We start from the raw sequence: 14,653 nt of genomic DNA, 5'->3' as shown, positions 1-14,653 counted from the left end.
CCTACAGAAGGGTTCGATCCTGGGAAACCAGCCATTGGGCCAGGTGTTCACCCCAGACCTGATAACCCAGCGCCGACGGGTGATAGCCATCGATGGCGAGGAATTGCGGCTGCATCTCCAGGCTGACGCCGCAATACCCCGCCCCCTGCGCCAGCACCAGGCTGCTGAGCTGACGATCCAGCAGCGCTGCGCGCCAGCCGAGCAGCCGGCGCAACAACCAGGGTAACGCCGTGAAATGCTGCAATGGCGGCACCGCCGTGCAGACGACCCGTGCGCCGCGACCACGGAAATGCGCGATCAGTTGCTCAAGAGCCCCCAGCCAACGCTGGCCGGAACTGAAATGCGTGGTGTCGTTGACGCCGAAGACCAGCGCCACCAGCTCGTAATCCCGATCAGTCGCCACCGGCAGCAGGCGCTCGCAGGCCTCTGCGGCAGTAATGCCGTTCTCCCCGACCGCACGCCAGGCAACAGGACGCTCCAGGTGGCTCGATAGCGCCAACGCCAGCCGTCCGGCCAGCGCAAAGTCCAGGCAGGACGCACCAACGCCGGCGACCGTGGATTCACCCAGCAGGAGAAGACGAAAGGGTTCGCCCGGAAACTCTGCGCCCGCAACGCCTTCGCAGACGCCCGCGGCGGGAGCCAGGCGCAAGGCCGTGCGCCTGGTACGCACGGCCATGGGCAGGGCCAGAGGCAACAGCGGCAATGCCGCCGCCCACCACATCAGCCCCGCCCAGCGGCTCACAGCTCGACTTTGACCGCCTGGGCCGAACGGGTGGCCTTGGCGCGGGCAGCGTCGATCGACTCGTCGCGCGCCAGGGCTACGCCCATGCGGCGCTGGCCATCCACCTCCGGCTTGCCGAACAGGCGCAGCGCGGTGTCCGGCTCGCTCAGCGCGGCGCCGAGGTTACCGAAGGAAACCTGCTGCGACTTGCCTTCCACCAGGATCACCGCCGAAGCGGAATCGCCCAACTGGCGGATCACCGGAATCGGCAAGCCCAGGATTGCACGGGCATGCAGGGCGAACTCGGAGAGGTCCTGGGAAATCAGCGTGACCAGGCCGGTGTCGTGCGGGCGCGGCGAAACTTCGCTGAACCACACCTCGTCACCTTTGACGAACAGCTCCACACCGAACAGACCGCGGCCGCCCAGCGCTTCGGTGACCGCCTTGGCCACGCGCTCGGACTCGGCCAGCGCCTTCGGGCTCATCGCCTGCGGCTGCCAGGACTCGTGGTAGTCGCCCTTCACCTGGCGGTGGCCGATGGGCGCGCAGAAGGTAGTGCCGCCGATGTGGCGCACGGTGAGCAGGGTGATCTCGTAGTCGAAGTCGATGAAGCCCTCGACGATCACCCGGCCCTTGCCGGCGCGGCCGCCTTCCTGGGCGTAGTCCCAGGCAGTCTTCAGGTCGGCGTCGGACTTGAGCACGCTCTGGCCCTTGCCGGAGGAACTCATGATCGGCTTCACGACGCACGGGTAGCCCACGGCGGCAACGCCAGCGGCGTAGTCCTCGTAGGTGTCGGCGAAGTGGTAGGGCGAGGTCGGCAGGCCCAGCTCTTCGGCGGCCAGTCGGCGGATACCCTCGCGGTTCATGGTCAGCTGTGCGGCACGGGCGGTGGGGATGACCGTGTAGCCTTCGCTCTCCAGCTCGACCAGGGTCGCAGTGGCGATGGCTTCGATTTCCGGCACGATGTAGTGCGGCTTCTCCTGCTCGATCACCGCGCGCAGGGCGACGCCGTCGAGCATGCTGATCACATGGCTGCGATGCGCGACCTGCATGGCCGGCGCGTTCGCGTAGCGGTCGACGGCGATGACTTCGCAGCCCAGGCGCTGCAGCTCGATCGCCACTTCCTTGCCCAGCTCGCCGGAGCCACAGAGCAGTACGCGGGTCGCGCTCGGCGACAGGGGAGTTCCAATACGGGGCATTGCGGGAAACCTCGGGAAGGGAAAATTCGAAACGAAATTGCTCGTAAGCGGCTAGCGCTCGATGCGCTAGGCCAGCACGCCCAGCTCGCGGGCGCGCTGTTCGCAACGCTGGAGTACCTCGCGGCGCTCGGCATTGTCCATCAGGCCCCAGCGGATGATTTCGGCGGCGCTGCGCTGGCAACCCAGGCAGATGTCGGCATCGTCCAGCGCGCAGACGTGCACGCAGGGCGAGGCGACAGGACGTTCTTCAGTCATCTTCCTGCTCGGCCAGGTCGCGGGCGTAGCGCTGGGCGTTATGCACGTAGTGGGCGGCGCTGGCTTCGAGCATCTTCTTCTGCGGCTCGGTCAGCTCGCGCACCACCTTGCCGGGGGAGCCCATGACCAGGGAGCCGTCGGGGATTTCCTTGCCCTCGGGGATCAGCGCGTTGGCGCCGATGATGCAGTACTTGCCGATCTTCGCGCCGTTGAGGATCACCGCGTTGATGCCGACGAGGCTGTAGTCGCCTACCTGGCAGCCGTGCAGCATGGCGTTGTGGCCGATGGTCACGCCCTTGCCCAGGGTCAGCGGGAAGCCCATGTCGGTGTGCATGACGGTGCCGTCCTGCACGTTACTGTGCTCGCCGATGTGGATCAGCTCGTTGTCGCCACGCAGCACGGCGTTGAACCAGACGCTGGCGCCGGCGTCGAGGCGCACCTTGCCGACCACCGTGGCGTTGGGGGCGATCCAGCTTTCCGGATGGGTTTCGACTCGGGACGAGCCCAGGCGGTACTTCATGGTTTCTCCTCAGGCGGTGGCCGCTCTTTATTATCGGGTCTCAGCTCAGCTTGATGAACTTCGATGGCGGCTGGTGCAGGTCGATACGGGCGTCATACAGCAGGTTCAGCAGTTCGACCAGCATGATCGCGGACAGGCCCCAGATCTTGTAGCCCTCGAACAGGTAGCTCGGGACGTACCAGCTGCGGCCGAAGTAATCGATACGATGGGTGGTTTCCCGCGGGTCGCCACGGAAGAATTCCAGCGGCACCTTGAACACCGCGTCGATCTCGCCGTCGTTGGGACGGTACTCCACGAAATCGGGGACGAAGCCGACGAATGGCTTGACCAGGATACCGTGCCGCGAGACCAGGGTGCTCAAAGGACCAACGACCTCCACCAGCCCCGGCGGCAGGGCGATTTCCTCCTGCGCCTCGCGCAGGGCGGTATGGATCAGGTCGACGTCCTCCGGATCACGGCGTCCGCCGGGGAAGGCCACCTCGCCGCTATGGGTCGAAAGCCCGGTCGCGCGCAGGGTGAGCACGAGCTCTTCCTGGGGAGTGATGGGGAGCAGGACCGCCGCCTCGGGAAAGCTGTGGTCCGTTTCAAGGTCGCTTGGGGTGTGCGTCTGTATGCGTTGGCGCAGCTGGTCCAGCATGCCGAACATCCTGCGGGGGCCGATTCTTCTAATTGAAGGATCATGGCACGAAAGACGCCCCTGCCCAACCCCCGCCCCTTGCTGGGTGCACCGCGCAGCGCGCAAGATTGCCCCATTCAATAACAAGGAAGCGGCATGAAATTCTGCAGCCAGTGCGGCGCCAGCGTGAGCCTGCGCATCCCCAGCGGCGACAACCGCCCGCGCTTCATCTGCGACCAGTGCCAGACCGTGCATTACCAGAACCCGCGCATCGTTGCCGGCTGCCTGCCGGTCTGGGAGGGGAAAATGCTTCTCTGTCGCCGCGCCATCGAACCGCGCCGAGGGTACTGGACGCTACCGGCGGGCTTCATGGAGAACGGCGAAACCCTGGAGCAGGCCGCCGCCCGCGAAACGCTCGAAGAAGCCAACGCCCGCGTCCACGACCTGCAGCTTTATACGGTCTTTGATCTGCCGCATATCAGCCAGGTTTATATCTTCTTCCGCGCCGAACTCACCGATCTCGACTTCTGTGCCGGCGACGAAAGCCTGGAAGTGCAGCTCTTCGAAGAATCCGACATTCCGTGGGGTGAGCTGGCTTTCCCCACCGTGGGCCGTACCTTAGAATATTTCCTGGCGGATCGGATCATTCAGAACTTCCCGATACGCAATGAAGGGATTCTCCCAATGCTTGCACAGAAAAAGAACTTATAAGCTCATTTACCGCCTCTAAGGCTTTAGGAACTACCGGGGAACACCACTCGATGCGCTGGTTGATTGCCGTACTTTGTCTGACCTTCGCAGCGTTCTCGCATGCCAACGCGACGCCCACGCTCGACGGTCACATCGACAAGATTCTCGTGCTCAAGTCCGAGCGCAAACTGCACCTCATGAGCAATGGCAAGGTGCTCAAGAGCTACCGCGTGTCCCTGGGCAAGCGCCCGCAGGGGCCGAAGCTGGCCGAGGGCGACAACCGCACGCCGGAGGGTTTCTACTGGGTCGACTGGCGCAAGACCAGCGACAAGTACAACCTCTCCATGCACATCTCCTACCCCAACGCGCGCGACGTGGCCAAGGCGCGGGAGAAGAGCCTGCAGCCGGGCGGCATGATCATGATCCACGGCACCCCGATGGATGACGAATACCCCGAGTGGTACTTCTCGACCCTGGACTGGACCAACGGCTGCATCGCCATGACCAATGCCGACATGCGCGAGGTCTGGAGCCTGGTCAAGGACGGCACGCTGATCGAGATTCGCCCGTAAGGGCAGCAGCATGAAAAAGGCGCCCGCGGGCGCCTTTTTCGTATGGTTCAGAACACCATGTCCGACAGCCGCCAGACCTCGAAGGCCGGCGTCTCATAGGGATGGGCCTGCTTGAGGGCCTTGACCGAGTCGTGGATCAACTCGTCGGCGACCACCATCTCCACCTTCCATTCGGCGACCTGCTCGATGCTGCCGGCCTGACCGATGAACGGGTTGCTGCCCTGCAAGGGGCGGAACTGTCCCTGTCCGAGTGCCTGCCAGCTACAGCTGTCATAGGCACCGATGCGTCCTGCACCGGCGGCGAACACCGCTTTCTTGACCGATTCCAGATGGCTTTCCGGAACGTAGAAACACAGTTTGTACATCGGAGACTCCGACCGAAACGGGGACACGACCGTGGCAAGGCGCGCCACGGGTGACAAATGCTGCCACAAATAGTGGCACTTTGCCTCTTGCGACCGACAAGTCGTCGTCCAAGTTCGACCGTCCGGTTCCCTGCTGGTTCGTCGGGGAAGCCCTTTGTATGAAATCTGTGACCGACTTCGAGCTCCGCGCTGCCGAATCCGAAAGCACGAGCCGTCAGACGATTCCACACAACCGACCCGGATCGCTGAGCATTTGATGAGGTTTATCGAGCGAAAATTCTTCTTACTGCGTAAGGCAAATCTCTAAGAGATTTTTTGGGTGCTCTGGTCACAGCATCCGCCGTGGGATGAGGCGATAACTGCAGGGTTCTTCCCACTCGCACGGTACTGCGCCATGAACGACCTCATCGCCCGCTCCAACCCCGACGGCTCCACACGCCGCCAGAAACTTCTACTGATCTACCCACCGATGACCACCCCCACCTCGCCGCCGCTGGGTGCTCCGATGCTCAAGGGCTACATCGAGCGGGAACTGCCCAATTGGGACGTGAAGGTGCTGGACCTGAACCTGTGGTGCTACGAACGATTGTTCGAGATGTTGCGCAGCGGATTCCTGCAGATACCCGGGACAAGCCCCAGCAGCCTCGCTGCACTGCTGGAAACGCCAGACTTCTTCCGTGGCAAATCGGTGAAGGACTTCTACGGCGACCCGGCCGCCTACGATCAATACGGTGAATTGCTGCTCACCCTCACGCACATGATGAGCGAAATACTCGGGCGCGAGGCCGATGACCTGCACCAGGGCGCCCACCTCACTCCGCTGCTCTCAGAAGCCTTCGACCTCATTATCAAGGAGCAGGCTGACTGCTATGGCTTCTCCATGATCTTCAGCCAGCAACTGCCCATCGGTGCGGCGTTCGGACGCCTGGTGCGGCAAGTCACCGGGCGCAAGGTCTTCTTTGGCGGCAGCTGTTTCACCGCGGGCGCCGAAGACTTCCTCCGCTGGTACCCCCATTCGGCAGACGTCATCATCGACGGCGACGGCGAAGAGCCACTCAAGCAACTCCTCCTGCAAAGTGGCTCGGCGGAAAACGTCCCTGGCGCAGTATTCTTCGAAAACGGCGAGGTCAAGCGCAATACCTCCGAGTACCGTCGCGATATCGACGCCTACGGCAAGCCGGACTTCGGCGACCTGACGCTTGACCGCTATTACTCCCCCACTCCCGTCATCCCTTTGCTGCTGTCACGCGGCTGTTACTGGCGCCGCTGTACTTTCTGCGTGCATTACATGTCCGCCGGGCTGACTTATCGCCTGCATGGCCTGGAAATGGTCATCGACATGCTCCGAGGCTTTGTCGAAAAGGGCATCCGGCACTTCTCGTTCGTCGATGAAATGATCGCTCCCGGCCATTTTGCCAAGTTGGCGGATGCCATCATCGAGTCTGGCCTGGATATTTCCTACTACGCCCTGAGCAAGCCCAACCGCACCTTCACCCCCGAGATTCTCGCCAAGATGGCGCGCTCCGGCTGCAAGTACCTGCTCTGGGGCCTGGAAAGCGGCACACAACGCATTCTCGACCTGATGGACAAGGGCACGAAAATCGAAGATGTCGAACAGGTGTTGCGCAATGCCCACGCCGCGGGGATTGCCAACCACGTCTACATGATCTGCGGTTTCCCAACCGAAACCGAGGAAGAATTCCACAACACGCTGCGCTTCCTGGACCGCAACCGCGACTACATCTACTCGATTCACCGCGGCACCTTCTCGCTGGAGCCTGGCTCCCCCATCCATAAAGAGCAGGAACGCTTCGGCGTTACCCGCGCCTGGATGGCCCGTCCCACGCCCCTGGGCGGGCGCTGGCACCATGAAACGGTCAGCGGTATGAATAGGGACGAAGTACAAGCGGTCTTCCGCGCGGCCCAGCCGTTCTTGCGGCGCTTCAACCCTTATGCGGTATTCCTGGCCAACTACCGGGATCACGCCATGCTGGTCTACGACAAGCTCGGCGCCGACGCGGTGCACAAGATGCCCCGTCACTTCCCCGACCTGAGCAAAGTGATTGAAGCCAGGAACAGCCAGACCACCACTGCGGACCTGATGAGTTGATCCGTTGGCACAGGCCACTCGCCACCGATCTTCAGCCATTCTGCGCCGCTAGCGAAGCTCCCGGCGCCTTGAATGCTGGCCATCGCAGTAGGGTAGTTCGGCAGACCGGCCGCAGCGGCAGAGCAGCAGGTAGCGCTCGCGCTTCACCGTGAGTTCCAGCGCATCCGGGCATTGCTCGGCAGCATCCGGCAGACTCGCGCAATGTCCGCAGCGACACAGGCGCAGCACCTGTCCCGACGTTACCGGGCGAACTTCGGGAAGGACGGGGTCGTCAGCCAAGGCAGCCTCCATCAATGAACAGGCAAAGAAAAAGGGGAAAGCCGAAGCTTTCCCCTTTTTCGTCACGCATGAAGGCCGAACTCAGCCGACCCAAACGCGGGCATTGCGGAACATGCGCATCCAGCCGCCGTCCTCTTCCCACTCGTCCGGACGCCAGGAGTTCTGCACGGCGCGGAACACGCGCTCCGGGTGCGGCATCATGATGGTGACGCGGCCGTCGCGACTGGTCAGGCCGGTGATACCACGGGGCGAGCCGTTCGGGTTGGCCGGGTAGGTCTCAGTGACCTTGCCCAGGTTGTCGACGAAGCGCATGGCCACGGTACCGGACAGGTCGGCTTCGAGCAGGGCTTCCTCGCTTTCGAACTCCGCATGGCCTTCACCGTGGGCGATGGCGATCGGCAGGCGCGAACCGGCCATGCCCTGCAGGAAGATCGACTGCGACTCCTGGACCTGGACCATCGCCACGCGCGCCTCGAACTGCTCGGAGCGGTTGCGCACGAAGTGCGGCCAGAACTCGGTGCCGGGGATCAGCTCGTGCAGGTTGGACATCATCTGGCAACCGTTGCACACGCCCAGTGCGAAGCTGTCCTTGCGCTCGAAGAAGGCCTGGAAGCCATCGCGGGCACGGGCGTTGAACAGGATCGACTTGGCCCAGCCTTCGCCGGCGCCCAGCACGTCGCCGTAGGAGAAGCCGCCGCAGGCCACCAGGCCCTTGAACTGCTCCAGGCTGATGCGGCCGGAGAGGATATCGCTCATGTGCACGTCGACCGCGGCGAAGCCGGCGCGGTCGAAGGCAGCCGCCATCTCGACCTGGCCGTTGACGCCCTGCTCGCGCAGGATGGCAATCTGCGGACGCACGCCTTTCTTGATATAGGGCGCGGCGATGTTGTCGTTGACGTCGAAGCTCAGCTTCACCGACAGGCCGGGGTTGTCCTCGTCGAGCAGGCCGTCGAATTCCTGGTCGGCGCAGTCGGCGTTGTCGCGCATGCGCTGGATGCGGTAGCTGGTTTCGCTCCAGATACGCTGCAGGTTGCGGCGCTGGTCGTTGAAGACGCGCTCGCCATTGAACTCCAGGTTGATCTCGGCGCCGTTGACCGGCTGGCCGATGACGGCGACACAGTCTTCCAGACCGGCGGCGCTGAACTGGGCCAGCACTTCCGGCGTGGCGCCGCTGCGAACCTGGATGACCGCACCCAGTTCTTCGTTGAACAGGGCAGCGGTGAGCTCGTCACGGCTATCGGCCAGGGCGTCGAGGCTCAGGTCGAGGCCACATTTGCCGGCGAAGGCCATTTCCACCACGGTGGCCATCAGGCCACCGTCAGAACGGTCGTGGTAGGCCAGCAGGTGACCGTCGGCGTTCAGGCCCTGGATGACGGCAAAGAAGACTTTCAGGTCTTCGGCATCGTCGACGTCCGGAGCGGCGCGGCCGATCTGGCCGTTGACCTGGGCCAGGATGGAGCCGCCCATGCGATTCTTGCCGCGACCGAGGTCGATGGCGATCAGGTCGGTCTCGCCCTTGTCCAGGCGCAGCTGCGGGGTCAGGGTCTTGCGTACGTCGTTGACCGGGGCAAAGCCGGAGATGATCAGCGACATCGGCGAGGTCACGCTCTTTTCGGCGTCGCCATCCTGCCAGCGGGTCTTCATGGACATGGAGTCCTTGCCCACCGGGATGGTGATGCCCAGCGCCGGGCACAGTTCCATACCGACAGCCTTGACGGTGTCGTACAGGCGCGCGTCTTCGCCCGGGTGGCCGGCAGCGGCCATCCAGTTCGCGGAGAGCTTGATCTCGGAGATCTTGTCGATGCTCGCGGCAGCCAGGTTGGTGATGGTCTCACCGATCGCCATGCGGCCCGAGGCCGGGGAGTCGATCAGGGCCAGCGGAGTGCGCTCGCCCATGGCCATGGCTTCACCGGTGTAGACGTCGAAGCTGGTGGCGGTGACGGCGCAGTCAGCCACCGGCACCTGCCACGGGCCGACCAGCTGGTCGCGCGCCACGAGGCCGGTGATGGTGCGGTCGCCGATGGTGATCAGGAAGTTCTTGCTGGCCACGGCAGGGTGACGCAGCACACGCTGGGTGGACTCGGTCAGGTCCAGGCCGACAGTGGCGAAGTCATCGCCCAGTTCGGCTTCGCGGGTGACCGAACGGTGCATGCGCGGCGGCTTGCCCAGCAGCACTTCCAGCGGCATGTCCACCGGGTTGTTGCCGAAGTGGCTGTCGGCGACGGTCAGCTGCTTCTCTTCGGTGGCTTCACCGACCACGGCGAACGGGCAGCGCTCGCGCTCGCAGATGGCTTTGAAGGTCTCGAAGTCGGCGGCGTCGACCGACATCACATAGCGTTCCTGCGACTCGTTGCACCAGATTTCCAGCGGGCTCATGCCCGGCTCGTCGTTGGGCACGGCGCGCAGCTCGAAGCGGCCGCCACGGCCACCATCGTTGATCAGTTCCGGCAGGGCGTTGGAGATGCCGCCTGCGCCCACGTCGTGGATGAACTTGATCGGGTTGTTCTCGCCCATCTGCCAGCAGCGGTCGATGACCTCCTGGCAACGGCGCTCCATTTCCGGGTTCTCGCGCTGTACCGAGGCGAAGTCCAGGTCAGCGGCGGAAGCGCCGGTGGCCATGGAGGACGCGGCACCGCCGCCCAGGCCGATCAGCATGGCCGGGCCGCCGAGCACGATCAGCTTGGCACCGACCGAAATCTCACCCTTCTGCACGTGGTCTTCGCGGATGTTGCCCAGACCGCCGGCGATCATGATCGGCTTGTGGTAACCACGGACTTCCTCGCCACGCGGAGTGGCGATGGCCTGCTCGAAGGTACGGAAATAGCCGGCCAGGTTCGGACGGCCGAATTCGTTGTTGAACGCGGCGCCGCCCAGCGGGCCTTCGATCATGATGTCCAGCGGAGTGACGATGCGCTCGGGCTTGCCGTACGGCACTTCCCAAGGCTGCTCGAAGCCGGGAATGTTCAGGTTGGAGACGGTGAAGCCGACCAGGCCGGCCTTCGGCTTGGCGCCGCGGCCGGTTGCGCCTTCGTCGCGGATCTCGCCGCCGGAGCCGGTGGAGGCGCCGGGGAACGGGGCGATGGCGGTCGGGTGGTTGTGGGTCTCCACCTTCATCAGGATGTGCACGGGCTCTTCGCTCGCCGCGTACTCGCGGGTTTCCGCGTTCGGGTAGAAGCGGCCGGCGACGTAGCCTTTCATGACCGCGGCGTTGTCCTTGTACGCGGACAGCACGCCTTCGCGGTGCATTTCATAGGTGTTCTTGATCATGCCGAACAGGCTCTTGTCCTGCGACTGGCCGTCGATGTCCCAACTGGCGTTGAAAATCTTGTGGCGGCAGTGCTCGGAGTTGGCCTGGGCGAACATCATCAGCTCGACGTCGTGCGGGTTGCGGCCCATCTCGACGAAGCTTTTCACCAGGTAATCGATCTCGTCATCGGCCAGGGCCAGGCCCAGCTCGAGGTTGGCCTTCTCCAGCGCGGCGCGACCACCGGCGAGGATGTCCACCACGGTCAGCGGCTTCGGCTGGGCGTGGCTGAACAGGGCGGAAGCCTGCTCCAGCTCGTTGAGCACGAGTTGGGTCATGCGGTCGTGCAGGCGGGCGGCAACGGCTTGTACGTCGGCCTCGCTCAGCTCACCGCTGACGTAGTAGGCGATGCCGCGCTCGATGCGCTCGATCTTGGCCAGGCCGCAGTTGCGGGCGATGTCCGAGGCCTTGCTCGACCAGGGCGAGATGGTGCCGAAGCGCGGCACCACCAGGAACAGACGGCCGGCGGGCTCCTGCACCGGGACGCTCGGGCCGTATTTCAGCAGGCGCGCCAGGACTTGTTCTTCCTCGGCGTTGAGGGCTCCGGTGACCTCGGCGAAGTGCGCAAACTCGGCATACAGCCCGGTGACGGCGGGCACATGCTGGGTCAGCAGGTCGAGCAGTTTGCCGTGGCGGAAAGCGGAAAGGGCGGGAGCACCGCGCAGGATCAGCATTGTCGGAACAGCCTCTGGAGACGGGGAAGTGTGTGGGGCCGGACGGGCCGGCCCACAGAGGCCGTGCATTCTACCGTAAAGCGCTGCGTGGCGGCAGCTCTCAAGCGCCTTCCTTGCCGTTGCTCCCGCGAAAATCGCCATTCATCTTCGAATGCCTTCGAGCGACGGCCGCGCGAGCGCTTGCGTCCGGCCCTCCGTGTCCGACAGGCCGACGAACGGCGCGCCAGCTAGCAGAGAAGCCGTCGGCTGTCGAGATATGGCGCACAACTGCCTTTGCGTATACTGCCCTGATGCTTGCCCTGACTGTGTCCCGTGTGCGCTGCACCGCCTGGATCTTGGCGACCTGTATCTTTCTGCTGCTTTCCGGCTGTAGCGAGGCGAAAGCCCCGACGGCCCTCGAGCGCGTGCAGAAGGACGGCGTGCTGCGCGTGATCACCCGCAACAGTCCGGCCACCTACTTCCAGGACCGCAACGGCGACACCGGCTTCGAGTACGAGCTGGCCAAGCGCTTTGCCGACAGCCTGGGCGTACAGCTGCAGATCGAAACCGCCGACAACATCGACGACCTCTATGATCGCATCGGCCGCGACGGCGGGCCGAACCTGGCTGCCGCCGGCCTGACGCCGGGCGGCGAACGCGATAGCCAGGTGCGCTACTCGCACTCCTACCTCGACGTCACCCCGCAGGTTGTCTACCGCAACGGTGCCCAGCGCCCTACCCGCCCGGACGATCTGGTGGGCAAGCGCATCGTCGTCCTGAAAGGCAGCAGCCACGCAGCCCAACTGGCCGAACTGAAGAAGCAGTACCCCAAGCTGGAGTACCGCGAATCCGATGCCGACGAAATGGTCGACCTGCTGCGCATGGTGGACGTCGGCGAGATCGACCTGACCCTGGTCGACTCGAACGAACTGGCAATGAACCAGGTGTATTTCCCCAATGTGCGCGTCGCCTTCGATCTCGGCGACGCCAAGGGGCTGGCCTGGGCGCTGCCGGCCGGTGATGACAACAGCTTGCTGGAGAAGGTCAACGCCTTCCTCGACAAGGCCAAGCAGGATGGCCTGCTGCAGCGCCTGAAGGACCGCTATTACGGCCATGTGGACGTACTGGGTTACGTCGGCGCCTACACCTTCGCCCAGCACCTGCAGCAACGCCTGCCCAAGTACGAACAGCACTTCCGCCAGAGCGGTACCAAGCTCGAGGCTGACTGGCGCCTGCTGGCGGCCATCGGCTACCAGGAGTCGATGTGGCAGCCCGACGCGACCTCCAAGACCGGCGTGCGCGGCCTGATGATGCTGACCAACCGCACCGCCCAGGCCATGGGAGTGGCCAATCGCCTGGACCCGAAGCAGAGCATCCAGGGTGGCAGCAAGTACTACGTGCAGATCAAGGACGAGCTGCCCGACAGCATCAAGGACCCGGACCGCATGTGGTTTGCCCTGGCCGCCTACAACATCGGCGGCGCGCACCTCGACGACGCGCGCAAGATGGCCGAGCAGCAGGGCCTCAACCCGAACAAGTGGCTGGATGTGAAGAAGATGCTGCCGCGCCTGTCGCAGAAGCAGTACTACCGCAAGACCCGTTACGGCTACGCGCGCGGCGGCGAGACGGTGCACTTCGTGCAGAACGTGCGCCGCTACTACGACATCCTCACCTGGGTAACCCAGCCGCAGATGGAAGGCGGCCAGCTCGCCGAGAGCGGCCTGCACCTGCCGGGCGTCAACAAGACCAAGCCCGACGATGACGACGACGGGCGGGACCAGAAACTCTGACCGCCCCAACGACACGAGCCCAGACATGAAAAAGCCCGGAATCATCCGGGCTTTTTACATTCACTTCCGCTTCGACTCACCAGCCCGAAGGCAGCAGGTTGAACGCACTGCAGATTGCATAGATGGCGCTGGCCAGGTAGATCATCACGATCACCACCTGAATCGCCGGGTGGGCGATCCAGCCGCACTTCCAGGCTGGCTCGAAGTCACCGTTGCGGCGTGCCGAGCGCAACATCAGGATCGGCATGATCGACAGGATCACGCCACTGAAGGCACCGGCGAAATACAGCGCGTTGACGAAGCCCACCAGGCCGCTGTACGCCAGCACGAAGGGCGGCAGCGCAACGACCGCCAGGACCATCAGGCGAGTCTTGGGACGGTTCTCCGGACCGAGCTTGTGGAACTTGTCGAAGATGTTGGTCAGGAAGCTGCCACCCAACCCCCAGTAGGAGGTCAGCATGGCGCACAGGGCGAAGGTATTGGCGGTGAAGAAAGCCCACTGCCCCAGAGCCTGGCCCCAGGCCAGGGTCGCCACTTCCGACTGATTCTCCAGGCCGGTCAGCGCAATGACTGACATCGGCACCACGCTCAACAGTACGAACGTCGTCAGCATCCCGGTGATCACTGCCTTGGGCAGCTGCCGGGGCGCATGGCTGAATCCGCGCGCCATCTCCGGCACGATGTACTGGGCGGAGAAGCAGAACACCGCGATGTTGAACACCGGCACCATGTAGATCCAGTCACCCTCGAGCAGGCGGACGAACTCGGTGTTCTCGTTCAGCAAGGTCGCGGCGACGAGGATCACGATCATGCTGACCATGCCGATGCTGATGAACTTCTCACCCTTGCCGATTGCGCCCAGCCCCATGTAGAGCACAGCGGCTGCCGGAATGAAGAACAGCAGGCTGCCCAATGCCGGGCTGATGCCGAAGAAGGCTGCGAGGATCTTGCCGCTACCGCTCATGTAGGCGATCAACGCGCCAATACTGTTGACCGCCACCGAGAGGAAGATCGCCCAGGCACCGAAGGAGCCGACGTAGCGCTGCGCAAGGCCACTCAACTGGTTGTGTGTGCGGGTACGCAGTGCCGTCTCGGAGACGTAGAGCATGGAGATGGTGGTGAACACGCCAGCAACCGCCAGCCATAGCAACAACGGCATGAAGCCGGCCTTGCGGCTGGCATAGGCCATGGAAAGTACACCGGCGCCGATATTGGTGCCGACGATCATCGCCACGGCTTCCAGGAAGCTCAGGCGTTTGACCTCGAGTCCCGACGAATCCACTGCTTCGCTGGCGGTGGAGTCCTGGAACGAAGGGTTCCCGGATTGGCTCATAACAAGTCCTCTACGTGTAATGACGAGATCCGGAGCGACCAGCTTCAGCGTGCTGATGGCCTTTCTGGACAACGGCATTGCAGCGAGGAACAAGGGCGCCTCCGGCTCGTTCATGGGCAGCATGAATCGATGGAGTGCCGCAGGCGTCCTGGCTTTTGTTCTTGGACTTGCGCGCCTGTCAGCTCCGCCACGGGGGCGGGCGTGCAAAGTAGCACAGGACCAACGGCTAATCGGCCAGGCTTCTAC

13 protein-coding genes are annotated in these 14,653 nt (G+C 63.9%); 4 read left to right on the top strand and 9 right to left on the bottom strand.

The window, feature by feature from the left end:
* Window position 1 precedes the first annotated feature (1 nt).
* From A6723_RS14115 to A6723_RS14095, 5 genes are all read right to left on the bottom strand, one after another.
* Window positions 2–742, bottom strand: coding sequence for an SGNH/GDSL hydrolase family protein (locus tag A6723_RS14115; protein WP_054907387.1), 741 nt, complete (start codon window positions 740–742; stop codon window positions 2–4).
* On the bottom strand, window positions 739–1,920 hold the full coding sequence (gene purT, locus A6723_RS14110) for a formate-dependent phosphoribosylglycinamide formyltransferase (RefSeq protein WP_054907386.1): 1,182 nt from the start codon (window positions 1,918–1,920) through the stop codon (window positions 739–741). The genes A6723_RS14115 and purT overlap by 4 nt, the downstream gene beginning before the upstream one ends.
* A 66-nt stretch (window positions 1,921–1,986) precedes the next feature.
* Window positions 1,987–2,175, bottom strand: coding sequence for a DUF1289 domain-containing protein (locus tag A6723_RS14105; RefSeq protein ID WP_054907385.1), 189 nt, complete (start codon window positions 2,173–2,175; stop codon window positions 1,987–1,989).
* A complete protein-coding gene (locus A6723_RS14100) occupies window positions 2,168–2,695 on the bottom strand; it encodes a gamma carbonic anhydrase family protein (protein WP_054907384.1) in 528 nt (175 codons plus the stop codon). The genes A6723_RS14105 and A6723_RS14100 overlap by 8 nt, the downstream gene beginning before the upstream one ends.
* A 40-nt stretch (window positions 2,696–2,735) precedes the next feature.
* Complete coding sequence (locus tag A6723_RS14095) at window positions 2,736–3,332, bottom strand: CoA pyrophosphatase (protein ID WP_017522246.1); 597 nt, start codon at window positions 3,330–3,332, stop codon at window positions 2,736–2,738.
* Window positions 3,333–3,467: 135 nt separating this feature from the next.
* Between A6723_RS14095 and A6723_RS14090 the strand changes: the two genes are divergently transcribed.
* Together A6723_RS14090 and A6723_RS14085 are read left to right on the top strand one after the other, a co-directional pair.
* Entirely contained in the window at window positions 3,468–4,022 is a 555-nt protein-coding gene (locus A6723_RS14090) for an NUDIX hydrolase (protein ID WP_054907383.1), read from the top strand.
* Window positions 4,023–4,072: 50 nt separating this feature from the next.
* Window positions 4,073–4,573, top strand: coding sequence for a murein L,D-transpeptidase family protein (locus A6723_RS14085; protein ID WP_024762991.1), 501 nt, complete (start codon window positions 4,073–4,075; stop codon window positions 4,571–4,573).
* A 47-nt stretch (window positions 4,574–4,620) separates the two neighbouring features.
* Here A6723_RS14085 and A6723_RS14080 read toward each other — a convergent pair whose 3' ends face one another.
* The gene (locus A6723_RS14080) at window positions 4,621–4,938 is read right to left on the bottom strand and encodes a YqfO family protein (RefSeq protein WP_024762990.1); all 318 of its coding nucleotides are present in this window, start codon (window positions 4,936–4,938) and stop codon (window positions 4,621–4,623) included.
* 394 nt (window positions 4,939–5,332) lie between these two features.
* Between A6723_RS14080 and A6723_RS14075 the strand changes: the two genes are divergently transcribed.
* Window positions 5,333–7,048 (top strand): radical SAM protein, encoded by a 1,716-nt coding sequence (locus A6723_RS14075; protein WP_054907382.1) that lies wholly within the window; start codon window positions 5,333–5,335, stop codon window positions 7,046–7,048.
* A gap of 48 nt (window positions 7,049–7,096) precedes the next feature.
* On the opposite strand, the gene A6723_RS31270 is transcribed toward A6723_RS14075, so the two are convergent.
* Together A6723_RS31270 and purL are read right to left on the bottom strand one after the other, a co-directional pair.
* Window positions 7,097–7,327, bottom strand: coding sequence for a CDGSH iron-sulfur domain-containing protein (locus tag A6723_RS31270; RefSeq protein WP_233299086.1), 231 nt, complete (start codon window positions 7,325–7,327; stop codon window positions 7,097–7,099).
* An 81-nt stretch (window positions 7,328–7,408) separates the two neighbouring features.
* On the bottom strand, window positions 7,409–11,305 hold the full coding sequence (gene purL, locus A6723_RS14070) for a phosphoribosylformylglycinamidine synthase (protein WP_054907381.1): 3,897 nt from the start codon (window positions 11,303–11,305) through the stop codon (window positions 7,409–7,411).
* A gap of 290 nt (window positions 11,306–11,595) precedes the next feature.
* Here purL and mltF point away from each other — a divergent pair, with 290 nt between their 5' ends.
* A complete protein-coding gene (gene mltF, locus A6723_RS14065) occupies window positions 11,596–13,074 on the top strand; it encodes a membrane-bound lytic murein transglycosylase MltF (protein WP_054907380.1) in 1,479 nt (492 codons plus the stop codon).
* Window positions 13,075–13,150: 76 nt separating this feature from the next.
* On the opposite strand, the gene A6723_RS14060 is transcribed toward mltF, so the two are convergent.
* On the bottom strand, window positions 13,151–14,407 hold the full coding sequence (locus A6723_RS14060; protein ID WP_054907379.1) for an amino acid permease: 1,257 nt from the start codon (window positions 14,405–14,407) through the stop codon (window positions 13,151–13,153).
* Window positions 14,408–14,653: the final 246 nt, after the last annotated feature.

This window comes from Pseudomonas sp. AU11447 (assembly GCF_001672555.2).
GTDB classification, from domain to species: domain Bacteria; phylum Pseudomonadota; class Gammaproteobacteria; order Pseudomonadales; family Pseudomonadaceae; genus Pseudomonas; species Pseudomonas nitroreducens.
This window is presented reverse-complemented; position numbering and strand designations above follow the sequence as displayed.

Bases quoted from the DNA above. Each gene is read 5' to 3' on its own strand.
- A6723_RS14095 (WP_017522246.1), bottom strand. From the start codon at position 3,332: ATGCTGGACCAGCTGCGCCAACGCATACAGACGCACACCCCAAGCGAC.
- A6723_RS14075 (WP_054907382.1), top strand. From the start codon at position 5,333: ATGAACGACCTCATCGCCCGCTCCAACCCCGACGGCTCCACACGCCGC.
- A6723_RS14085 (WP_024762991.1), top strand. From the start codon at position 4,073: ATGCGCTGGTTGATTGCCGTACTTTGTCTGACCTTCGCAGCGTTCTCG.
- mltF (WP_054907380.1), top strand. From the start codon at position 11,596: ATGCTTGCCCTGACTGTGTCCCGTGTGCGCTGCACCGCCTGGATCTTG.
- A6723_RS14100 (WP_054907384.1), bottom strand. From the start codon at position 2,695: ATGAAGTACCGCCTGGGCTCGTCCCGAGTCGAAACCCATCCGGAAAGC.
- purL (WP_054907381.1), bottom strand. From the start codon at position 11,305: ATGCTGATCCTGCGCGGTGCTCCCGCCCTTTCCGCTTTCCGCCACGGC.
- A6723_RS14060 (WP_054907379.1), bottom strand. From the start codon at position 14,407: ATGAGCCAATCCGGGAACCCTTCGTTCCAGGACTCCACCGCCAGCGAA.
- purT (WP_054907386.1), bottom strand. From the start codon at position 1,920: ATGCCCCGTATTGGAACTCCCCTGTCGCCGAGCGCGACCCGCGTACTG.
- A6723_RS14080 (WP_024762990.1), bottom strand. From the start codon at position 4,938: ATGTACAAACTGTGTTTCTACGTTCCGGAAAGCCATCTGGAATCGGTC.
- A6723_RS14090 (WP_054907383.1), top strand. From the start codon at position 3,468: ATGAAATTCTGCAGCCAGTGCGGCGCCAGCGTGAGCCTGCGCATCCCC.
- A6723_RS14105 (WP_054907385.1), bottom strand. From the start codon at position 2,175: ATGACTGAAGAACGTCCTGTCGCCTCGCCCTGCGTGCACGTCTGCGCG.